Source organism: Streptomyces sp. NPDC053750 (assembly GCF_044544295.1).
In the GTDB taxonomy this organism is placed as follows: Bacteria; Actinomycetota; Actinomycetes; order Streptomycetales; family Streptomycetaceae; genus Streptomyces.
On sequence record NZ_JBITXB010000006.1, the window covers coordinates 250721 to 272622 of the forward strand.

The 21902-nt window shown below is 72.1% G+C and carries 20 protein-coding genes; 9 read left to right on the forward strand and 11 right to left on the reverse strand.

The window, feature by feature from the left end:
• Window positions 1-508 precede the first annotated feature (508 nt).
• Together ACIGO6_RS19425 and ACIGO6_RS19430 are read left to right on the forward strand one after the other, a co-directional pair.
• Entirely contained in the window at window positions 509-3178 is a 2670-nt protein-coding gene (locus ACIGO6_RS19425) for a DEAD/DEAH box helicase (RefSeq protein ID WP_399877571.1), read from the forward strand.
• 108 nt (window positions 3179-3286) lie between these two features.
• Window positions 3287-4183 (forward strand): alpha/beta fold hydrolase, encoded by an 897-nt coding sequence (locus ACIGO6_RS19430; protein ID WP_399877574.1) that lies wholly within the window; start codon window positions 3287-3289, stop codon window positions 4181-4183.
• A 16-nt stretch (window positions 4184-4199) separates the two neighbouring features.
• Here the strand turns inward: ACIGO6_RS19430 and ACIGO6_RS19435 are convergent, their stop codons facing one another.
• Window positions 4200-5096, reverse strand: a complete 897-nt coding sequence (locus ACIGO6_RS19435) for an NYN domain-containing protein (protein ID WP_399877576.1) — start codon at window positions 5094-5096, stop codon at window positions 4200-4202.
• Between the two features lie 228 nt (window positions 5097-5324).
• On the opposite strand from ACIGO6_RS19435, the gene ACIGO6_RS19440 reads away from it, so the two are divergent.
• Window positions 5325-5477, forward strand: coding sequence for a hypothetical protein (locus ACIGO6_RS19440; RefSeq protein WP_225632295.1), 153 nt, complete (start codon window positions 5325-5327; stop codon window positions 5475-5477).
• 78 nt (window positions 5478-5555) lie between these two features.
• Here ACIGO6_RS19440 and ACIGO6_RS19445 read toward each other — a convergent pair whose 3' ends face one another.
• The 3 genes from ACIGO6_RS19445 to ACIGO6_RS19455 form a co-directional block, all read right to left on the reverse strand.
• Window positions 5556-6161: a MarC family protein gene (locus ACIGO6_RS19445; protein ID WP_399877578.1), complete on the reverse strand. Its 606-nt coding sequence runs from the start codon at window positions 6159-6161 to the stop codon at window positions 5556-5558.
• Between the two features lie 55 nt (window positions 6162-6216).
• On the reverse strand, window positions 6217-7074 hold the full coding sequence (locus tag ACIGO6_RS19450) for a PHP domain-containing protein (protein ID WP_399877581.1): 858 nt from the start codon (window positions 7072-7074) through the stop codon (window positions 6217-6219).
• 144 nt (window positions 7075-7218) lie between these two features.
• Window positions 7219-7860, reverse strand: coding sequence for a DUF6758 family protein (locus ACIGO6_RS19455; protein WP_399877584.1), 642 nt, complete (start codon window positions 7858-7860; stop codon window positions 7219-7221).
• Between the two features lie 179 nt (window positions 7861-8039).
• On the opposite strand from ACIGO6_RS19455, the gene ACIGO6_RS19460 reads away from it, so the two are divergent.
• Window positions 8040-9299 carry an MFS transporter gene (locus ACIGO6_RS19460; RefSeq protein WP_399877587.1) on the forward strand — a complete coding sequence of 420 codons (1260 nt, stop codon included), beginning with the start codon at window positions 8040-8042 and terminating at the stop codon, window positions 9297-9299.
• Window positions 9300-9329: 30 nt separating this feature from the next.
• On the opposite strand, the gene ACIGO6_RS19465 is transcribed toward ACIGO6_RS19460, so the two are convergent.
• Complete coding sequence (locus tag ACIGO6_RS19465) at window positions 9330-9926, reverse strand: suppressor of fused domain protein (protein ID WP_399877589.1); 597 nt, start codon at window positions 9924-9926, stop codon at window positions 9330-9332.
• A 525-nt stretch (window positions 9927-10451) separates the two neighbouring features.
• Here ACIGO6_RS19465 and ACIGO6_RS19470 point away from each other — a divergent pair.
• Window positions 10452-11567 (forward strand): magnesium and cobalt transport protein CorA, encoded by a 1116-nt coding sequence (locus ACIGO6_RS19470; RefSeq protein WP_399877591.1) that lies wholly within the window; start codon window positions 10452-10454, stop codon window positions 11565-11567.
• 23 nt (window positions 11568-11590) lie between these two features.
• A complete protein-coding gene (locus tag ACIGO6_RS19475) occupies window positions 11591-12103 on the forward strand; it encodes a hypothetical protein (RefSeq protein ID WP_399877594.1) in 513 nt (170 codons plus the stop codon).
• Window positions 12104-12119: 16 nt separating this feature from the next.
• On the opposite strand, the gene ACIGO6_RS19480 is transcribed toward ACIGO6_RS19475, so the two are convergent.
• Window positions 12120-12857 (reverse strand): hypothetical protein, encoded by a 738-nt coding sequence (locus ACIGO6_RS19480; RefSeq protein ID WP_399877596.1) that lies wholly within the window; start codon window positions 12855-12857, stop codon window positions 12120-12122.
• 293 nt (window positions 12858-13150) lie between these two features.
• Here ACIGO6_RS19480 and ACIGO6_RS19485 point away from each other — a divergent pair, with 293 nt between their 5' ends.
• From ACIGO6_RS19485 to ACIGO6_RS19495, 3 genes are read left to right on the forward strand one after another with little or no spacing between them, the layout of a single operon-like run.
• Window positions 13151-14497, forward strand: a complete 1347-nt coding sequence (locus ACIGO6_RS19485; RefSeq protein WP_399877598.1) for a magnesium transporter MgtE N-terminal domain-containing protein — start codon at window positions 13151-13153, stop codon at window positions 14495-14497.
• Entirely contained in the window at window positions 14487-15089 is a 603-nt protein-coding gene (locus tag ACIGO6_RS19490) for a DUF1003 domain-containing protein (RefSeq protein WP_399877601.1), read from the forward strand. Before ACIGO6_RS19485 ends, ACIGO6_RS19490 begins: the two co-directional genes overlap by 11 nt.
• Before the next feature lie 44 nt (window positions 15090-15133).
• Window positions 15134-16267 (forward strand): Mrp/NBP35 family ATP-binding protein, encoded by a 1134-nt coding sequence (locus ACIGO6_RS19495; RefSeq protein WP_399877604.1) that lies wholly within the window; start codon window positions 15134-15136, stop codon window positions 16265-16267.
• Between the two features lie 130 nt (window positions 16268-16397).
• Here ACIGO6_RS19495 and ACIGO6_RS19500 read toward each other — a convergent pair whose 3' ends face one another.
• From ACIGO6_RS19500 to sigE, 5 genes are all read right to left on the reverse strand, one after another.
• Window positions 16398-17069 carry a hypothetical protein gene (locus tag ACIGO6_RS19500; RefSeq protein WP_399877607.1) on the reverse strand — a complete coding sequence of 224 codons (672 nt, stop codon included), beginning with the start codon at window positions 17067-17069 and terminating at the stop codon, window positions 16398-16400.
• A 254-nt stretch (window positions 17070-17323) separates the two neighbouring features.
• Window positions 17324-17773, reverse strand: a complete 450-nt coding sequence (locus ACIGO6_RS19505) for a sec-independent translocase (protein ID WP_399877609.1) — start codon at window positions 17771-17773, stop codon at window positions 17324-17326.
• Window positions 17774-17921: 148 nt separating this feature from the next.
• On the reverse strand, window positions 17922-19961 hold the full coding sequence (locus ACIGO6_RS19510) for a trypsin-like peptidase domain-containing protein (RefSeq protein WP_399877612.1): 2040 nt from the start codon (window positions 19959-19961) through the stop codon (window positions 17922-17924).
• A gap of 95 nt (window positions 19962-20056) precedes the next feature.
• Window positions 20057-21091 carry an anti-sigma factor family protein gene (locus ACIGO6_RS19515; RefSeq protein WP_399877614.1) on the reverse strand — a complete coding sequence of 345 codons (1035 nt, stop codon included), beginning with the start codon at window positions 21089-21091 and terminating at the stop codon, window positions 20057-20059.
• Window positions 21088-21759, reverse strand: coding sequence for an RNA polymerase sigma factor SigE (sigE, locus tag ACIGO6_RS19520; protein WP_399877616.1), 672 nt, complete (start codon window positions 21757-21759; stop codon window positions 21088-21090). Before sigE ends, ACIGO6_RS19515 begins: the two co-directional genes overlap by 4 nt.
• Window positions 21760-21902 lie beyond the last annotated feature (143 nt).

A 21902-nucleotide genomic window follows, 5' to 3' on the forward strand; every position in this document is an offset into this window, starting at 1 on the left:
CTCGCCCGTCGCGCGCCGGAAGGCCCCCGGTGACTCCCGGTCGCTCCCAGGCCGGCCCCGGCGAATCAGTGTGACGACGACTACGTGACCAAATCGGCCATCGCGTGTGCGCGAATCCGGGGTATGGTGGTAATGCGCCTGCCGAGTATGTGACGTACGGGTACGTGACATCTTCGTCGGGCCGCACGCATGAGGATGCCCGGTCGGTGGCCCGATCGGCTCCGACCCGACAGCCCTCCCTGCCGTACGCCACACTGCGTACGGAATCCGGAGGGGGACCCTCAGTGGTACGAGCGCTGGAGCGTCGACAGAGGTCCCGTGTCCTACGGCTCCCGTAAGGCGGCCGACGTCCCCGACACGGTCCGGCACGACCCGCGCGCTCGCCTCGCACCACGTACACAGAAGAGGCAGCACCCTGACTACGACGTTCCGATCCCTCGGGATCCTCCCCGAGACCGCCGAAGCCCTCGAAGCCGTCGGCATCACCACCCCCTTCCCCATCCAGGAGATGACGCTCCCCGTGGCCCTGTCGGGCACGGACGTCATCGGCCAGGCCAAGACCGGCACCGGCAAGACGCTGGGCTTCGGTCTTCCGCTCCTCGAGCGCGTCACCGTCCCCGTCGACGTGGAGGCGGGCCGCGCCGCACCCGAGTCCCTGACCGACGCCCCCCAGGCCCTCGTCGTCGTCCCGACGCGCGAGCTGTGCCAGCAGGTCACCAACGACCTGCTCACCGCCGGCAAGGTCCGCAACGTGCGCGTCACCGCGATCTACGGCGGCCGGGCCTACGAGCCGCAGGTGGAGGCCCTGAAGAAGGGCGTCGACGTGATCGTCGGCACCCCGGGCCGCCTGCTGGACCTCGCGGGCCAGAAGAAGCTCAGCCTGAAGCACGTCAAGTGCCTGGTCCTCGACGAGGCCGACGAGATGCTCGACCTGGGCTTCCTGCCCGACGTCGAGAAGATCATCAACATGCTGCCGACCAGGCGCCAGACCATGCTGTTCTCGGCCACCATGCCGGGCGCGGTCATCGGACTGGCCCGGCGTTACATGTCGCAGCCCACCCACATCCGCGCCACTTCGCCGGACGACGAGGGCGCGACGGTCGCGAACACGAAGCAGTTCATCTACCGCGCGCACAACATGGACAAGCCCGAGATGGTGGCGCGCATACTGCAGGCCGAGGGCCGCGGACTGGCCATGGTCTTCTGCCGCACCAAGCGCACGGCGGCCGACCTGGCCGACCAGCTCAAGCAGCGCGGCTTCGCCTCCGGCGCGGTCCACGGCGACCTCGGCCAGGGCGCCCGCGAGCAGGCCCTGCGCGCCTTCCGCAACGGCAAGGTGGACGTGCTCGTCTGCACCGACGTGGCCGCCCGCGGCATCGACGTCGAGGGCGTGACGCACGTCATCAACTACCAGTCGCCGGAAGAGGAGAAGACGTACCTGCACCGCATCGGCCGCACCGGCCGCGCGGGCGCCAAGGGTACGGCGATCACCCTCGTCGACTGGGACGACATCCCGCGCTGGCAGCTGATCAACAAGGCGCTGCAGCTGGACTTCAACGACCCGCCGGAGACGTACTCCACCTCCCCGCACTTCTACACCGACCTCGGCATCCCCGAGGGCACCAAGGGCGTCCTGCCGCGCTCGGAGCGCACGCGCGCCGGGCTCGACGCGGAGGAACTGGAGGACCTGGGCGAGCCGGGCGGTCGCGGTGGCCGCACGCGCGGTGACCGGGGTGACCGGGGCGGCCGGGACGAGTCCCGTTCCGCCGACCGCGAGCGTTCGTCCCGTACGCCGCGCCGTCGCCGTCGGATGCGCGGCGGGGCGCCGGTGGACGCGGACGCCTCCGCGACCGCTGCGGCACCCGAGGCCGTGACCGGCGGCGCGGACAGCGCCACGGACACGGACGCCGCCCAGGCTCCCCGCACCCTGCGCCGCCGGCGCCGTACGCGGAGCGGCGAGCCGTCGCGCCAGCCGGTGACGGCCGCGCCGGCCGAGGCCCCCGCAGCGCAGGCGACGGAGGGCACCGCACTCGCGGTCTCCGAAGCCGCGGAGGTCGCAGAGGTCGCAGACGTCATGGAGACCCCGGCGAAGCCGCGTCGCCGCCGCACCCGCAAGGCAGCCGAGGCACCGGCCCCGCTGGAGACCACGTCGGTGGTCGAGCCCACGGCCACCGAGCCCACGGCCACCGAGTCGGCGGTCGCCGAGCCGGCGGTCGCCGAGGCCCCCGCGGAGAAGCCGCGCCGCCGCACCCGCAAGGCCACGGCCGCCACCGCCGAGACGGCGGTCGACACGGCGGAGGCAACGGCCGAGCCCCTGTCCGCACCGACGGAGACGAAGCCCCGCCGCCCCCGGAAGACGGCCGCCACGAAGACGGCCGCCGCCGAGACGGCCGCCAAGGCGGAAGCCACCGTCGACATCGCTGAAGCCACGGAGACCAAGCCCCGCCGCCGCACCCGCAAGGCGGTAGAGGCCACCGAGACGGTCGCCGAGGCACCGGAGGCCACCGAGGCCAAGCCCCGCCGCACCCGGAAGACGGCCGCCACGAAGACGGCCGCCGCCGAGACGGCCGCCAAGGCGGAAGCCGCCGTCGACACCGCCGAGGCCGCGGAGGCCAAGCCGCGCCGCCGCACCCGCAAGGCGGCCGAACCCGCGGAAGCCGCCGCCGAGATCCCGGCTCAGGCCTCTCACGAGGCCGAGACGGCCGCACCCAAGCGACGGACCCGCAAGGCCACGGCCACGGCCACCGAGGCGTCCGCCGACACGGCCGAGGCGAAGCCGAAGACGCGCCGCACCCGCAAGGCGGCAGACGCCACCGAGACGGTCGCCGACGCACCGGAGGCCACCGAGGCCAAGCCCCGCCGCACCCGGAAGACGGCCGCCACGAAGACGGCCGCCGCCGAGACGGCCGCCAAGGCGGAAGCCGCCGTCGACACCGCCGAGGCCGCGGAGGCCAAGCCGCGCCGCCGCACCCGCAAGACGGCCGAACCCGCGGAAGCCGCCGCCGAGATCCCGGCTCAGGCCTCTCACGAGGCCGAGACGGCCGCACCCAAGCGACGGACCCGCAAGGCCACGGCCACCGAGGCGTCCGCCGACACGGCCGAGGCGAAGCCGAAGACGCGCCGCACCCGCAAGGCGGCCACGGCTGCCCCGCAGCCCGCGGAGTCCGCCGAGAGCTGATCCGCGCCGCTCACCCGACCGTCGGCCCGGTCCCGCGATCCACGCGGGACCGGGCCGACGTCGTTCCCGCAGCCCCGGAGGCCGCCCGCCGACCGATAGCCTCTGCCCGTGAGCCAGAACGCCGCCTTCACCCCGCCCCCCGACGCCCGCGCGTACCGGCTGCGTACCGCGCGCGGCGAGTTCGCCGTCGTCGATTCGCCCGTGGCCGGCGGTGCCGAGGCGAAGGGCGTGGTGCTGATGCTGCCCGGGTTCACGGGGAGCAAGGAGGACTTCACGCTGCTGCACGAACCGCTCGGGGCACGCGGGTACCGTACGGTCGCCGTGGACGGGCGGGGACAGTACGAGTCCGACGGGCCCGAGCTCGACGAAGCCGCCTACGCGCAGGCGGAGCTGGCCCGGGACGTGCTCGCGCAGGTCGCCGCCCTGGAGACGCGCGTCCATCTCGTCGGGCACTCCCTGGGCGGCCAGATCGCGCGCGCCGCCGTCCTGCTCGACCACTCCCCCTTCGTGTCCCTCACGCTGATGTCCTCGGGCCCGGCACGGATCTCGGAGTCCCAGCAACAGCGCGTGAAGCTCCTGCGGGACGCGCTCGACACCATGACGATGGCCGAGGTCTGGGAGGTGATCCAGGCCATGGGCCCGCCCGAGGAGGTCGGCGGCCCCGCCGTCGGCCCGGCCGACCCGGAACGGCTGCGCAACCGCTGGCTGGGCACCAGCCCCGCCCAACTCCGTGCCACCGGGCGCCAGTTGTGTGCCGAGCCGGACCGGGTCGCCGAACTCGCCGCCGTACCGCTGCCGTACCACGTGCTGTCGGGCGCCTACGACGACACCTGGTCCGTGTCCCTCCTGGACGACATGGCGCGACGGCTGGACGCGCGCCGGACCGTCGTCCCCGGCGCCGAGCACTCCCCCAACACCGACCAGCCCCTGCCGACCGCCCGCGCCCTCGCCGACTTCTGGGACGACGTACCGACGCAGTCACCGCAGCGGCCCACCGGCTCCTGAGAGGGAAGCGGAAGGTTCAGTACTGCGCCTGCAGGTGCTCCCAGAAGCCGTCCCGCAGCGCCCGGCGCAGGTCGGCCTGGCCGCGCAGGGAGTACTGGAGCATCCCCTCCGCCTCGACCAGCAGGTCCTGGTCCACCGAGCCGGGGAGGTAGGGGTGGCCGGGGAGCAGCTCCACCAGTGACTCGCGGCCCCGTGCGGCCAGCCACTTCGCCGCGATCTGCGCACCCACGAAGCGGACGTCCTCGCGGGCGGGCCGGGCCACGCCCGTCGCGTCGAAGGCGTGCGCGGTGCGCCGGGAGACGTACGGCTTGAAGAAGTCCAGGTCGAAGGTGCGCTGGCTGTCGACCTCCCAGAGCAGCGGGTCGGCCTGGTTGCGCCCCTCGGGGGCCTCGACGCCCCACAGGTGGACGCGGGCGCCGTACCCCTGGGCGGCCTCGACCGCCGACACCAGGTCCTCGTCGCCGCCGAGCAGCGCCGCGTCGCTGATGGCGCGGTGCCGGGCGAGGGACTCCAAGTCGGAGCGGATGAGGGAGTCGACGCCCTTCTGCTGGTTGTTGGCGTTCAGATTGCCCAGGCGGACCTTCACGTCCGGCAGCTCGGCGATGGTCTGCTGCTCGGCGGTGTGGATGCGGCGCCGGGCGCCGTCGTACCAGTAGACGCGCAGCAGGCGGCTGTCCGCGAAGATGGTGCGGGCCTTGTCGATGAGCGCCTCGATCAGCCCCTCGGCATCCAGGTCGAAGGCCCGGCGGTCCTCGGTCCCGGCCACCAGTCGCCCCGCCGCCGCGTAGAGGTATCCGGCGTCCACGAAGATCGCGTGGGTCGAGGGCGTCTTCGCCACCTCGGCGAGCATGCGCTGGAGCAGCTCGTTGGTGCGATCGATGCGGGCGTTCAGGGGCGCGAGGTCGTCGTTCATCACCCTCCATTGTCCCGGCGGTCACGCTGCGAATACAACCGGTCCCGGTCAGTCTTGCAACGACACGGAGGCTTACCGGTCAGTAATTAGCCGTTCGAAAAATTTCTTTAGCGTAGGGAATGTTTGTAACACGCACCCCGTTGACTGCTACGGAAGCCCGGGCACCGACGACCCGGGAGCCACACCAGTAGTTCTCCTCAGGAGGATGACCAGATCAAGGGAGAGGCCATGCGCTTTGAAGTCATGCGACTCGACGACATCGACGGAACCCCCGTCGACACGACCGTCGTGGACGCCGCCTCCGTGAACCGCATCGTTCAGCAGGCCGCCGCCATCGGGCAGCGCCTGTGGATCCGCCCCGCCGACACCTCGGCCTTGTAGCGCGGACCTGCCGCACACACGTCCAGGGCCCCCGCACGGAACGCCGTGCGGGGGCCCTGCGCGTGCATCGCACCCGCCTCACGCGCCCTGGATCACCTGCGTGACGCCGTTGATGATCTGCTGCACGGCGATGGCGGAGAGCATCATTCCGGCGAGGCGGGTCACCAGGACCACACCGCCGTCCTTGATGACCCGGATGATCAGCAGCGAGTAGCGCATCACCAGCCACAGCACCACATGGATCGCGAGGATCGCCGCCCAGACCGACACCTGGGTGGTCACGCTGTCGGCCTTCTGCACCGCCAGGATGACCGACACGATCGCCCCGGGCCCGGCGAGCAGCGGCATGCCCAGCGGTACGAGCGCGACGTTGACGTCCTTGGTCTGCTTCGGCTCGTCCGTCTTGCCGGTGAGCAGGTCGAGCGCGATGAGCAGGAGCAGCAGCCCGCCCGCGATCATCAGTGCGGGCACGGACACGTGCAGGTAGTCCAGGATCTGGTGCCCGAGCAGACCGAACACGGTGATCACGCCACCGGCGACGCAGACGGCCTGGAAGGCCATCCGCTTCTGCACCTTGGCGGGGCGACCGGAGGTCAGCGCGAGGAAGATCGGGGTGATCCCGGGGGGATCCATGATGACAAAAAGGGTCAGGAAGAGGGAGCCGAAGACGGCGACGTCGAACATGGGTGAGCTACTGGCCTTGCGCGAGAGGTGAGAGGTGGGCGTGCGGGGGTGCGGCTCAGACCCCGCCGGCCCCCGGCACGGGGAACGCCCCGAACGCCCGCCGCGTGATCTCCCCGTACACCTCGGGGTCGGTCGTGTACTCGCCGAGCACGCAGGTCTTGCGGCTGCCGTGGTAGTCGCTGGAGCCGGTCACCAGGAGCCCCAGCTCCTTGGCCGTGCCGCGCAGCCGGGCCCGGGTGTCCCCGTCGTGGTCCATGTGGTCGACCTCGATGCCGTCGAGCCCGGCGGCGGCCAGCTCGGCGATCGTGGTCTCGGGCACCGTACGGCCCCGCTTGGCGGCGGCCGGGTGCGCGAAGACGGCGACCCCGCCCGCGCCCTTGATCAGCCGGAGCGCCTCGAAGGGGTCGGTCTCGTGCTTCTCCACGAAGGCCCGGCCGCCGTCGGCCAGCCAGTCCTGGGTGAAGGCATCGCCCACGGTCGGCACCACGCCGAGTTCCACGAGCGCCGAGGCCACGTGGGGCCGTCCGACCGACCCGCCGCCCGCGATCCGGGCCACCTGCTCCCAGGTGACGGGGACGCCGAGCGCGTTGAGCTTGGCGACCATGCCCCGGGCCCGCGGCACCCGGTCGTCCCGGACCAGCTCGCGCTCGGCGAGCAGGGCGGGCTCCTCGGGGTCGAAGAGGTAGGCCAGCATGTGCATGCTGATGCCGTCGACACGGCAGGAGAGCTCGGCGCCGGTGACCAGCGTGAGCCCCTCCGGCAGCGCGGCGACGGCCTCGGCGTGTCCGCGGGTGGTGTCGTGGTCGGTCAGCGCGACGACGTCCAGCCCGGCCGCGGCGGCCTTGCGCACCAGCTGGGCCGGGGAGTCCGTGCCGTCGGACGCGGTGGAGTGGGTGTGCAGATCAATGCGCACGACGCTGACTCCAGGCGGTGACGGAACGGAAGGGGACGCTCAAGGATAACCGGAACTCGGACCGCCGCTGTCACACCCGAAACGGTCCTGCGCCCACTACCGCCGGGCGTCCCCACCGGGCCGGGCACAGGCCGCGGATCGGGGCTACGGCTGGATCAACCGCGGCGACAGCGCCCCGCACGGCACCAGGTCCACCTCGGCGCCCGCCTCCCGCAGGTCGGCCAGCACCAGCTCCTCGTACATCAGCAGCCCCGACCGCTCGGGCCAGACGACGGCCCACAGCCACATCCCGAGGGCCTCCCCGGCGAAGACGGCGCGGTCGACGGGTGCGCCGGAGACGTGCCAGAGAGGGGTCGGGCGGCCGGCGGCCAGGACCTTGGCCTGGGGTGGCTTCTCCACGTTCATGTACGGGCCCGGGTCCGGGGCGTCGATGCCGGCGTACCGCGCGCCGAGGCCGACGCCGAGCTCCTCGGCGACCAGGATCAGCTCGCCGATGCCCCCGAGGGGACCGGGTCCGGAGCAGGCGACCGCGGTCGCCCGGCCGCCGCTGCGGTCGTCGCCCGCGCAGGCCACGCCGGTGAACAGCCAGCCGACCGGCAGCGGCCACGGCATCCACACCGGCACCTGGGTGCGGTGCACCACGACGCCGAGCGCCTCGACGCTGGGCGGGAGCACGGGCTGGAGCGGGTGCACGGTCCCGTGCACATCACACTGCCAGGAATCGGCGAAGAGGCCGGGAGCCCTGACCCGGCCACCACACTTCGGGCAACTGGGTTCGCCCCTCATAGGGCCCCACGCTCCTACCCTCGCTCCCCCACGTCAAGGACGATCACCCATCCGGGCGGCAGGGCTGACCGGGGAAAACTAGATGTACCTTGCATTAATTAGCCACCCTAACTTACTATGTGCATACACCAACCATTTCGGCCGTCCCCCAACGACCACCTGTCGCCATTGGAGCAAGAATGGACCCCTTCGACGCGGGCACAGGCGGCATCCTGCGCCAGCCCAAGGCCGTGTGGGCGACCGCCGGCGCGTCCGTCGTGGCCTTCATGGGCATCGGGCTCGTGGACCCGATCCTTCCGTCCATAGCCAAGGGCCTGGACGCGAGCGCCAGCCAGGTCTCCCTCCTGTTCACCTCGTACTTCCTCATCACCGCCCTCGCGATGCTGGTCACCGGCTTCGTCTCGAGCCGCATCGGCGGCCGCAAGACGCTGCTGCTCGGCCTCGCCTTCGTCGTCGTCTTCGCGGGCCTGGCGGGCACGTCCGACACCGTCGGTCAGCTCGTCGGCTACCGGGCGGGCTGGGGCCTCGGCAACGCGCTGTTCGTCTCGACGGCCCTCGCGGTCATCGTCGGCGCGGCGGCCGGCGGCAGCGCCGCGGCGATCCTGCTGTACGAGTCCGCCCTCGGCCTCGGCATGGCCTGCGGCCCACTGCTGGGCGCGCTGCTCGGTGACGCCAGCTGGCGCTACCCGTTCTTCGGCACCGCGTTCCTGATGGCGATCGGCTTCCTGTGCATCACGGTGTTCCTCAAGGAACAGCCCAAGCCGGCCCGCAAGACCTCGCTGCTGGACCCGGTCAGGGCGCTGGGCCACGGCGGCCTCGCCTCCGCCGCGCTCTCGGCGTTCTTCTACAACTACACGTTCTTCACCGTGCTGGCCTTCACGCCGTTCGTACTGAACATGACGCCGTACAAGTCCGGTGCCGTGTTCTTCGCCTGGGGCGTGCTGCTCGCCGTCTTCTCGGTGCTCGTGGCGCCGCGCATGCAGAAGCGGTTCGGCTCGCTGAAGGTGCTCGGCGGCTCGCTGGTACTGCTCGCGGCCGACGTGCTGGTCCTCGGGTACGGCAACCACACGACGGCCATCGTCTGCACGATCCTGTCCGGCGCGTTCATCGGCGTGAACAACACGGTCTACACCGAGCTGGCCCTCGGGGTGTCGGACGCGCCGCGTCCGGTGGCGAGCGCGGGCTACAACTTCGTCCGCTGGTTCGCGGCGGCGGCGGCTCCCTACTTCGCGCCGAAGATCGAGGAGTGGACCGACATCCACATCCCGTTCGTGGTGGCGGCGGTCACCGCCGTGCTGGGCGCGGCCGTCGTCCTCGTACGGCGTCGCGCGCTCGCCCTCCCCCACTCTCGGCTTCGCTCGAGCGGGGGAACCCCCATGGCCGAGGAGCCGGAGCCGAAGCACGCGACCGAGGACGGGGTCACGGTCTTCGCCAACTGACGAACGAAGACCGGGACTTGGTGAGTTCCGTCACTCCAGTGGGACGGACCTGCGGGACGGATCCCGCAGGTCCGTCCCGTGCGTCAGCCAGCGCTCCTGAAGGGCCTGCGCGCCGTGCACCCGCTTCCAGGCGGCCTCGTTCGCGGTCATCGGCAGCAGCGGCAGGAACCGTACGGGGTCCAGCGGGGCGTCGAGCTCCAGGTCCTCGACCAGGCCGCCCGGCTCGGCGACCAGCACCGAGGTGAACGGGGCCCCGGGCCACAGCGCCTCGCCGACGTCGAGTGAGGCACCGGGAGCCACGACCACACCCTCGACCTGCGGGGACGCGGCCAGCACAGCGAGGGGGCGGAGCACCTTGTCGGTGTCGGCGAGACCGGTCCGGACGGACAGGACCAGCTCGGCACGGGGACCCTTGACCGGGTCGGCGAGCACGGCCGTCGGGTCCGCCATGGGCTGCGACGACATGCCCAGGGTGGCGTAGCGGACGATGTCGCCCTCCTGACCGCCGCCGGGGAAGCGGAGCACCTCGATGCGGTCGGTGCCGAGGAAGGTGACCGCCGCGCGTGCGTCCGGCTCGCCCAGAGCGCTGCGCAACCGGGCCTCGACCAGAGGAAGAACATCAGCCATGCGGCGAGCATAGAACTCGTAGGGAAGCGGCAAAGCGGCGCCTTGACACACCGGGTGACTGATACTCTGGGTCAGCGCTTCGGGGCAGCACGCAGTGCGTCGCGATCAAGCCCCGACGCCATGAAGACTCCCCTACGGGGAACCCCTCCAAACAAGGGGAATGGATCGTCCCTCACGAGGGACCGGCCGGAGGAGGTGGGGCTGGCATGGACCGAAGTCGACCGTGCAGTACCACCCGCTCTTCCTGCCTCTGACGCAGCCGCTCCGGCTCTCCGCCGCTGCCGCTTCCTCTCACCTGCGCCTCACCGGCGCGCCTTCACACGGAAGAGCACTTCGTCTCGTTGTGCCCGATCCGGTCCACCGGTCCGGATCCAGCAGCTGAATCAGCAGCGAAGCCGGCCACCGCAACGGTGCGGTGCCCCCCGCTTTGTGGACGCGCCGCACACGCGTGGTCAGGACGTCCTCATTCCGGGTGGTTCCACCCGTCACCGGCCCCGTTCGCTGCCCGTCGCGAAGGAGCCCGCCATGTCGATGATCCGTGACCTGCGCGCCGCGGTCCGCCCGTCCCGCGTCTCTCTGCGCAAGGAAACCGGCGTCTACGACACCACCCGCGACCCGGCGACCGCCTCCGCCGTCGTCGACTGCGCCGTCTACCGCGACGGCATGCGGGTCGAGACCGAAACGCCGCTCAGCCCGCACCAGGCGATGCGCCAGGTGCGCCGCGACGGCGGGTTCGTGTGGATCGGCCTGCACGAGCCCACCGAGGACGAATTCGCCGGGATCGCCCGGGAGTTCGGACTGCACCCACTGGCCGTGGAGGACGCCGTCCAGGCCCACCAGCGGCCCAAGCTGGAGCGTTACGACGACTCCCTGTTCACGGTCTTCAAGACCATCCACTACGTCGACCACGACGAGCTCACCGCCACCAGCGAGGTCGTCGAGACCGGCGAGGTCATGTGCTTCACCGGGCGGGACTTCTTCATCACCGTCCGGCACGGCGGGCAGGGCTCGCTGCGCGCGCTGCGGCACCGGCTGCAGGAGGACCCCGAGCTGCTGCTCAAGGGCCCCTCGGCGGTGCTGCACGCCATCGCCGACCACGTCGTCGACGGCTACATCGCGGTCGCCGACGCGGTGCAGGACGACATCGACGAGGTCGAGACGGAGGTGTTCTCGCCGGGCCGCAAGGGCACGCCGCGCGGCACGGACGCCGGCCGGATCTACCAACTCAAGCGCGAGGTACTGGAGTTCAAGCGGGCGGTGTCCCCGCTGCTGCGGCCCATGCAGCTGCTCAGCGAGCGGCCCATGCGGCTGATCGACCCGGAGATCCAGAAGTACTTCCGCGACGTCGCCGACCACGTGGCGCGGGTGCAGGAGCAGGTCATCGGCTTCGACGAGCTGCTGAACTCCATCCTCCAGGCCAACCTCGCGCAGGCGTCCGTCGCGCAGAACGAGGACATGCGCAAGATCACCTCGTGGGCCGCGATCATCGCCGTACCGACGATGGTGTGCGGGGTGTACGGCATGAACTTCGACCACATGCCGGAGACCCACTGGAAGTACGGGTACCCGCTGGTCCTGTCGATCACGGTCGGCATCTGTCTGGGGATCCACCGCACGCTCAAGCGCAACGGCTGGCTGTGAGCCGGCCTGGATAGGCTGGCCGCATGACAAGTGAGCTGCTCGACCAGGCCCTCGTCGAGGAGGCCACGAAGAAGTCCGGGCTCATCTGGGTCGAGGCGCCCGGGGTGCCCGCGCGAGCACTGTGGCACGTCTGGCACGAGGGCGCGGCCTGCGTCGTCGGCGACGGTCCCGGCGAGCAGCCGCTGCCTGGGCTGGCCGACGGGGTCGCGGCCGAGGTGACGGTGCGCAGCAAGGACAAGGGGGGCCGACTGGTCTCCTGGTCGGCGCGGGTCGTGGAGCTGCCCTCCGGCTCCGACGCGTGGCAGGCGGCGGTCGCCGACCTCAAGGGCAAGCGCCTCAACGCCCCGGACGGCGAGGCGATGACCGAGCGCTGGGCGCGCGAGTGCCGGGTACTGCGCCTGGAGCCGACGGGGGCCACGGCGCCCCTGCCCGACGGTTCGCTGGCCGAGGCGCCCCTGCAGAGCCCGGCGACGACGCGCGAGCCGGTCCCGGCGGGGCTGCCACGCCTGCTGCTGAAGCGGCGCAAACGGCGCTAGCGGCGCCGGTGGGGCCCTACGACGTCGGCAGCTGCTTGCCGTAGTCCAGCGTGTCGTCCTTCGCCGGTTCCTTGAGCGCGAAGTCCTTGTTCCAGTCCGAGAAGCCGATCGTGCCCGCGCTGCCCGCCCGCACCAGGCGCAGTGGGTACGGCGTGCCCTCCAGGGAGACGTCGAGGGAGCCGCCGGCGCCCTCGTCGCCGGTGATGCGGATGGTGCGCACGCCCGCCTGCTCGTGCCGGCCGTCCGTGGCCACCGTGCCGTGCAGGCTCAGCAGATCGCCGAGGAGGACGTCCTTGTCCGTGAAGCCGCTGAACTTCTGGTACGCCGGGTCGCGCTGCGGCACCTTCACGTACTTGCCGGCCAGCTTCTCGGCGGCCGCCGCGTCACCCCCGTCGTTGCTCCAGAACCCGGCGTCGGCCTTGAGGAAGAGCTGCTCGCCGACGCGCAGCAGCCCGAACGTCGTCCCCTCGGCGGCGACCGACCCGGTGCCCCCGTCGGGCTTCAGCCGCATGTCGAGGGTGTACGTGTTCCCGCCCGCGGCCACGGTCCCGTGCAGACGGACCGCTCCGGCGGACTCGGCGGCCGTGCGGGCCTTGGCGTGGATCTTGTCGGCCGGAAGTTTCCCGACGCCGTTGGTCCCCGCGTCCGGGTCCTCGCTGCTGCATCCCGTCAGCCCCGCCCCCGCCACGGCCAGGGCGCACACCGCGCTCAGCACGGTGGCCCTGCGGATCCGGCGCCGGGGAGTCACAGACACAGGTGGGACTGCCTTTCTGACAGGGGCTGACAGGCCGCCGGCAGGGAGCTGACCAGGCCCTGACGGCGTACCGCAGCGTACCGGGGCCCCGCACGACGAACGGAGCCAGTCCGTCCGGACCGGCCACCCGGGCGGAGCCGTTCGGGACGGGCTAGCCTGAAGCCCGTCCGAGCGGGCAATTCGGAAAAGAGACACCGTACGACACAGCTCTCACGCACTCTGACGCACGTCTCAGGCAGTCTGACGCACGTCTCACGCAGTCCGACGCACGCATACGAAAAGGAGCCGCGGCCATGGCAGCGGGCGCCCCCCGGATCTTCGTCTCGCACCTCTCCGGCATCGCCGTGTTCGACCCGGCAGGCGACCAGGTGGGGCGTGTCCGCGATCTGGTCGTCATGCTCCGCGTCGGCCGCAAACCTCCGCGCGTACTGGGTCTGGTCGTCGAACTCACCACCCGCCGCCGCATCTTCCTGCCGATGACCCGGGTCACCGGCATCGAGTCCGGCCAGGTCATCACCACCGGCGTGCTCAACGTACGGCGCTTCGAGCAGCGCCCCACCGAGCGCCTCGTCTTCGGTGAACTGCTCGACCGCCGGGTCACCCTCAACGAGACCGGTGAGGAGGTCACCGTCCTGGACCTGTCGGTGCAGCAGCTCCCGGCCCGCCGGGACTGGGAGATCGACAAGGTCTTCGTCCGCAAGGGGAAGAAGGGCGGCGCCTTCCGGCGCAGCAAGGGCGAGACGCTGACCGTCGAGTGGTCCGGCGTCACCGGCTTCTCCGTGGAGGAGCAGGGGCAGGGCGCCGAGAACCTCCTCGCCACCTTCGAGCAGTTGCGCCCCGCCGACCTCGCCAACGTCCTGCACCACCTGTCCGCCAAGCGCCGCGCCGAGGTCGCCGCCGCCCTCGACGACGACCGCCTGGCCGACGTGCTGGAGGAGCTGCCGGAGGACGACCAGATCGAGATCCTCGGCAAGCTCAAGGAGGAGCGCGCCGCGGACGTGCTGGAGGCGATGGACCCCGACGACGCGGCCGACCTGCTCGGCGAGCTGCCCGAGGCGGACAAGGAGCGGCTGCTGAGCCTGATGGAGCCCGACGACGCGGCCGACATGCGTCGCCTGATGGCGTACGAGGAGCACACGGCCGGCGGTCTGATGACGACCGAGCCGATCGTGCTGCGGCCCGACGCCACCGTCGCCGACGCCCTGGCCCGCATCCGCAATCCCGACCTGTCCCCGGCGCACGCGGCCCAGGTCTACGTCTGCCGCCCGCCCGAGGAGACCCCGACCGGCAAGTACCTGGGCACGGTCCATTTCCAGCGCCTGCTGCGCGACCCCCCGTACACCCTGGTCGGCTCGATCCTCGACGACGATCTGCAACCGCTGGAGCCGGACGCCGCGCTGCCCGTGGTCGCCGGGTTCTTCGCCACGTACGACATGGTCGCGGCGCCCGTCGTCGACGAGTCCGGGTCGCTGCTGGGCGCGATCACCGTGGACGACGTGGTGGACCACATGCTGCCCGACGACTGGCGGGAGACCGAGTACCACCTCGACGACGAGACCGGAGGGACCGGGGCGACCGGAGGGACCGGGGCGACCGGAGCGGCCGGAGCGGCGAAGGAGGTGCGTGCCGATGGCGCCTGAGCGCGATACGGCGCCCCGTGAGCGCACGGTGTCGGGGGCCACGGCGGCCTCCCGCTCCCGCGGCACCCGCCTGGACCAGCCCCGGGCCCCGCGCCGCCGCCTGCTGCCCGAGTGGGACCCGGAGGCCTTCGGACGGCTCTCGGAACGCATCGCACGGTTTCTGGGCACCGGGCGGTTCATCGTCTGGATGACGATCGTCATCATCCTGTGGGTGGTGTGGAACGTGTCCGCGCCGAGCAGCCTGCGGTTCGACGAGTACCCGTTCATCTTCCTGACGCTGATGCTCTCGCTGCAGGCCTCCTACGCGGCCCCGCTGATCCTGCTCGCGCAGAACCGGCAGGACGACCGTGACCGGGTCAACCTGGAGCAGGACCGCAAGCAGAACGAGCGGTCGATCGCCGACACCGAGTACCTGACCCGCGAGATCGCCGCCCTGCGCATCGGCCTCGGCGAGGTCGCGACGCGGGACTGGATCCGCTCCGAGCTGCAGGACGCGCTGAAGGAGTTGGAGGAGCGGCAGAACGGCCACCATCCCGACCGCGGGGTATTCCCGGCAGAACGGTCGCGGGGACGTGACGTACACGACCGGTGACGGGGCTTTCCGTGCCCTATGGGCGGCGCCGTACCATCGTCCTTATGGCTACGGAAGACGCGGTGCGCGAGGCACTGGCGACGGTGAACGACCCCGAGATCAACCGGCCCATCACCGAGCTCGGGATGGTCAAGTCGGTGGAGATCGGCGCGGACGGAGCGGTCGCGGTCGCCGTGTACCTGACGGTCTCGGGCTGCCCCATGCGGGACACGATCACGCAGCGCGTGACGGACGCGGTCTCCCGGGTCGAGGGTGTCACGCGGGTCGACGTCGAGCTCGACGTGATGAGCGACGAGCAGCGCAAGGAACTGGCGAGCGCCCTGCGCGGCGGCCAGACCGAGCGCGAGGTTCCCTTCGCCAAGCCCGGCAGCCTCACCCGGGTCTACGCGGTCGCCTCCGGCAAGGGCGGCGTCGGCAAGTCCTCGGTGACGGTGAACCTGGCGGCGGCGATGGCGGCCGACGGCCTCAAGGTCGGTGTCGTGGACGCCGACATCTACGGCCACTCCGTGCCCCGCATGCTGGGCGTCGACGGGCGTCCCACCCAGGTCGAGAACATGATCATGCCGCCGTCGGCGAACGGCGTGAAGGTCATCTCCATCGGCATGTTCACCCCGGGCAACGCGCCGGTCGTCTGGCGCGGCCCGATGCTGCACCGCGCGCTCCAGCAGTTCCTGGCGGACGTGTACTGGGGCGACCTCGACGTCCTGCTGCTCGACCTGCCGCCCGGCACCGGCGACATCGCCATCTCCGTGGCGCAGCTCGTGCCGAACGCCGAGATCCTGGTCGTGACGACGCCTCAGCAGGCGGCGGCCGAGGTGGCCGAGCGGGCGGGCGCGATCGCCGTCCAGACCCACCAGAAGATCGTCGGTGTCGTCGAGAACATGTCCGGGCTGCCCTGCCCGCACTGCGACGAGATGGTCGACGTGTTCGGCACGGGCGGCGGCCAGATGGTCGCCGACGGACTGACCCGCACGACCGGCGCCTCGGTCCCGGTCCTCGGCGCCATCCCGATCGACGTACGTCTGCGCGAGGGCGGCGACGACGGCAAGCCCGTGGTCCTGTCCGACCCGGACTCCCCGGCGGGCGCGGCCCTGCGCTCGATCGCGGGCAAGCTGGGCGGGCGTCAGCGGGGCCTGTCGGGGCTGTCGCTGGGGATCACCCCGAAGAACAAGTTCTGACGTTCCGTATGGGGATTTCCGTACGGGACCCGGGGCGCTGTCCGGCAGGACGGCGCCCCTTGTCGTACTCCGGCTGCGTCGTACGCCCGGCTGGGTCGCACGCCCAGCCGCGTCGTACGACCGGCTGCCGTCAGGCGTACGCGGTGATGTCCTTGACCACGGAGAAGGCCAGCCCGTACGCGCTCATGCCCCTGCCGTACGCGCCCAGGTGGACGCCCTGTTCGGTGGAGCCGGCGAGCACCCAGCCGAACTCGGACTCCCGGTAGTGGAAGGACGTCGGCACGCCGTCCACGGGGAGGGACAGGGTCGACCAGTCCTCCCCGTCGAGGTCGTCGGCGAGGACCCACGCGGTCTCGGTCTGCTGCTCCAGCCAGTCGTCGCGCAGCGAGTGGTCCATCTGGCCGGGCCAGGTGAAGGACAGCAGGCCCACACCGGCGAGCCAGGCCGCCGAGGACACCGAGGTGGCCTCCAGCAGGCCCGTGCCGTCGGCGCTGCGCCGGTCGGGGTTGGCCGCCACGGTCACGACGACCGCGAACTTCTCCTTGGCGTCCCGCTCGTCGCCCGCCACGTGCTCGTTGCGCACCGACGGTTCGTCGCCGTGTCCGATCGAGCCGTGTTCCACGGCCCCGTCGGCCGCAGTGCCGACCTGCATCAGCCAGCGCCGTCCCGTGAAGGCCTCGTCCAGGCCGTACCAAGGGAAGGGCGCGCGCAGGTAGCCGTCGACCGTACGCCGGGCGGAGGAGACCCGTGGTCCGTCCTCCGCGGCCGGCGCCTGCGCGACCGTCCCACTCGTCGTCTCCATGTGCCCGGACGCCTCCTCGCTCTCGTCGGAACGGAACGGCCCGCCCCCCTTCGGGCGCACTCGTCCGGTCCGCACAACAACTCGGGCAGCATAGCCACACCACTGGCGGCAGCCGGGAAACCGCCCGGCGTGTGGGTCGCCCGGACGTCGTTCTCAGGCCCTGCGCGCCCTGCGGACTCCGTCCCGAGTGTGATACGCGTCACGCAGGAGCAAGAGCCACGCTCCCGTGCCGTACGGCAGCCCGCCGGCCGAGCTCAGGTGGCGTCCGCGTCGAAGGGCGGGCGGTCGTCGCGGGCGGGGGTCTCGGGCTTCTTCGACATGTCGATGCGGCCGCCGGTGGAGCCGGAGGAGGACGAGGAGGAGCCGGACGACGACTCGGACTCGCGGCCGTGGACCGCGTCGGTGACCTCGGCCATCTCCTTCTTCAGGTCGAAGCCGTTGCGGATCTCCTTGAGCCCCAGCTCGTCGTTGTCCAGCTGCTTGCGGATGAACGTCTTGGGGTTGAGGTCCTCGAACTCGAAGTCCTTGAACTCGGGGCCCAGCTCCTGCCGGATGTCCTGCTTGGCGCTGTCCGAGAACTCCCGGATCTTCCGGATGGTGCGCGTCACGTCCTGGATGACCTTGGGGAGCTTGTCCGGACCGAAGACGAGCACGGCGAGGACGACGAGCGTCACCAGCTCGAGTGCGCCTATGTCATTGAACACCTGAAGCTCCTTGGGATGTCCGGGCCGCCACCACGGTACCCGGCGACCCTGTCCGACGGGTACCGTCCGGTCGGCCCCGACCGCGTGTATGCGAGCGCTTTCCGAATTGTTTGCCTTCCTGGTCCCTTGTCGCGTCCCGTGCCGCGGTTCAGTCGCCGTCGGAGGAGCCGAGGACCAGTGAGACCTTCGTCTCCTTGCCCGCGCGCTCCAGGGTCAGTTCCAGGCGGTCGCCGGGGCGGTGGGCGCGCGTCTTGACGATGAGTTCCTCGCCGGAGTGCACGCGCCGGCCGTCGACCTCGGTGATCACGTCCCCGGCCTTGAGACCGGCCTCGGCGCCGGGGCCGCCGGCGGTGACCGGGGGTCCGCCGTCGCTGCCCTTGGTGCCGACGCGGGCGCCGTCGCCCGTGTAGTTCATGTCGAGGGTGATGCCGATGACCGGGTGGGTGGCCTTGCCGGTGTTGATCAGTTCCTCGGCGACGCGCTTGCCCTGGTTGATGGGGATGGCGAAACCGAGGCCTATGGAGCCGGCCTGGCCGCCGTCCGACTCGGCGCCGCCGCTGCCGGCGGACCGGATCGCGGAGTTGATGCCGATGACCCGGCCCCGGGCGTCCAGGAGAGGGCCGCCGGAGTTGCCGGGGTTGATGGGCGCGTCGGTCTGCAGGGCGTCGACGTACGACACGTCGCTGCCGTCGCCCTCCTCGCCGCCCGCGGTGATGGGCCGCTCCTTGGCGCTGATGATGCCGGAGGTGACCGTGCCCGCCAGGTCGAAGGGCGCGCCGATGGCGACGACGGGGTCACCGACGTGGACGTTCTCGGAGTTGCCGAGCGGCATGGGGGTGAGGTTCCGCACGCCGCTCACCTTCACCACGGCGAGGTCGTATCCGCTGTCGCGGCCGACGACCGTGGCGTCGGCGGTGTCGCCGCTGTTGAAGGTGACGGTTATCTCGCCGCCGGATCCGGCGGGCTCCACGACGTGGTTGTTGGTCAGGATGTGCCCGCGGTCGTCGAGTACGAAGCCGGTGCCGGTGCCCGCGGCGTCGCTGCCGCTCACGTGCAGCGTCACCACGCTGGGCAGGGCGCGGGCGGCGATCCCGGCCACGCTGTCGGGGGCCCGGTCGGCCGCCTCCTTCCCGGCCTGCGGCAGCTCCACGGTCCCCACGCCGCCGTTGCGCTCCAGGTACGCCCCTATGGCGCCGCCGATGCCGCCGGAGACCAGGGCGATCAGCAGGGCCCCGCCGACGAGCATCCGCACGGCCCGCCTGCGTCGCTGCTGCGATGTGCGGGTGCCGGCCCCGTGGTGCTGGAGAGGCGCGGCGGCGGCCGAGGCGGCCCAGGGGTCGTAGCGCCCCCAGGGGTCGGCGGAAGCGTCGGTGCCGGGTGCCGGGAACGCCGACGGCTCCGCCGGCGGGACGGACGCGGGAGGCACCGCCGCTGCCGGCGCGCCGTGCGTGCCGTGGGCCGGCGTCGCCGCCGGATGCGGTGGGGCGTCCGTCCCCGGGACGGTGGCGCCCACGAGCGGGGACGACGGGCCCGCGTGGGACGACACCGCTGCCGTCGTGCCGTGCACCGACGGGGCGGGAGGCGGGGCGTCCGCCAAGGACGGCTCCGGTACCGCTCCCGGAGGCGGGGACGGCACCGCCGCCGACGTGCCGTGGGCCGGCGTCGCCGCCGGGTGCTGGACCGGCGGGGCGGGGGCCCAGGGCCCCGGCTCGCCGTACGGCGGCGTGCTGTACGGATCGGGATCGTGCAACGGCTTCGGCCGCTCGGCGCCGGTGCCCGCATACGGACCGGCGGCGTGGGTTTCGGGCGGTTGGGGGGCGGCGGGTGGGTGCATGGTCGCGTGCGACGCCGCGTCGGGGACCGTGCCGCTGGGCGGGGCGGTCTCCTGGTTGGCGGCTGTCCGCGGGGCGGGGTCGGTGGGCGTGGCCGGATGTGGTTCCGCGTGCTGGTTGCCGGCCGTGGGGCCGTTCGGCGTCGGGGACGGGCGGTCCAGCTCGTAGTCCCCCCCGTCGGCCACCCGGGGCGCCGTCGGGCGCTCCAGCTCGAAGTCGCCGTCGTCGGACGTGTCACCACCGGTACCGGTGGTGGGCGTCGCGCGCGGGCGTTCCAGTTCGAAGTCGCCGTCGGCGTCCTGGGACGAGCGGGGACGACTCCACCACTTCGCCTTCGTGGGCTTCCCCTCGTTCATGTTCTCCCCCGCAGCTGGCCGCAGATCGTCGGCTCCAAGGGCTCTGGCGCCATCCCGGATTCAATCAGGTTCGCGGCCCGGCGCGCAGAGTCCGGTCAGGGAACCGGGCGGTGGGAGGCGGCGGGGGACGCCGACGGGGACAAGGACTGGACCGGCTCGGGGACGGGCGCGGCGAGCAGGCCGGGTGGCCTGAGCTCGGGGGCCGTCGACCAGGACGTCAGGGCCGACAGGGCGAGCGGCGGAACCGCTTCGAGCGGACGTATCAGCGGCGACATCGCGGCGGCACCGGCCGTCACCGGAGTGGTCAGCGCGCGCACCGCCTGCTGCTGGGGATCCGCGCCCGGAGGGACCGGCAGCCCCGGCAGCAACGGCGCGGACATCACGGTGGGCGCGACAGGTGTGTCGCCCAGCGCCCGCTGCCCCTGGACCTGCCCGGGCAGCGCACCGGCCGAGCGACGGCGCTGGCTTTCGGAACCCGTGACCGCTCCCGCGCCCTGCGTGCGCGTCGGCGTCACATTGCTTCCGCTTCCCGAGCCCCGCGCCTCCGTGGTGGTGTCCGGCATGCCGGCGGTGACACCGCCCAGCGCGATCGCGGCCAGCGACACCGCCCCGGCGGCGGCGAACGCGAACCGCAGGCCGCGCGAGGCGGACCGCTCGTCGTGCCGGCTCACGTCGTGGATCCGGAAGCCCCGGCCCTGCGAGGAGGGCGGCAGCAGGGAGGCGTGCGGCCGGACGGGTACGTAGTCGAACTCGAACCGCTCGCCCCGCTCGGTACCGAAGGCCCCGGAGGACGGGGACGCGTCGAACCTGCCGGGCAGCCCGGCCAGGCCGTCGGAGAACCCTCCGCCGCCCAGCGACGAGCCACCTCTGTCCGTGTCACCTCCCCCGGGCAGCCCCTGGAGGCGGGCGAGGAAGCTCTCGGAGGGGGCCGGCGGGGCCGCCTTCGCGAAGACGCTCTTCAACCGGCGCTGTGCGTCGACCTCCGCCTTGCACTTCGGGCAGGTGGCCACGTGCGCCAGCACGCGCTCGCGCGCGTCATGACCGAGCTCTCCGTCCACCAGGGCGGAGAGTCGGTCTCCCAGATGCTGCTCAGCGAGATGATCCTCGGATTTAGGCCGTGACCCACTCACGCGCTCGTGCCCCCTCCTCCCAGTGCGGGAACACGGGCCACGAACGAGCGACGCTCGGCACGCGCCTTGGGGGAACGATGCGCGAGAGCCTTGCGCAGCTGGGAGCGGCCACGGTGGATGCGGGAGCGGACCGTGCCGAGCTTCACACCGAGGGTCGCGGCGATCTCCTCGTACGACAGCCCCTCGATGTCGCACAGGACGACGGCGGCCCGGAACTCGGGCGCGAGGGTGTCCAGCGCCTGCTGGACGTCCGCGTCGAAGTGGGCGTCGTGGAAGATCTGCTGCGGGGTGGGCTCCTTGCTGGCGAGCCGCTCGGCCGCGTCGTCGCCGAGCGCGTCGAAGCGGATGCGCTGCTTGCGGCGGACCATGTCCAGGAAGAGGTTGGTCGTGATGCGGTGCAGCCAGCCCTCGAAGGTGCCCGGCGTGTAGGTCGACAACGACCGGAAGACGCGGACGAAGACCTCCTGGGTGAGGTCCTCGGCGTCGTGCTGATTGCCGGTGAGGCGGTAGGCGAGGCGGTAGACCCGGCCGCTGTGGGTGCTGACGATCTCCTCCCAGGTGGGCGGAGTCCACGCCTGCCCGTCCGCGTCGCTGGTGAAGGTCGCGGTCTGGGCGGGTCCCGTGGCGGGACCGTCGGCGTGGCTGGGGTCAGCAGCGGTGTCGTTCACGGATTTCGGCCTGCCTGCCGATCCGAGGAAGCGCCGCAGCACTCCTCTCCGATCCGCGGGTGCGGCCGCACCTCCCCTGTCGGCTCTGGTGGTGTCCAGTGGAGCCCCTACCATAGCCACCTCGCCCGTTAGCTCCGGATAAG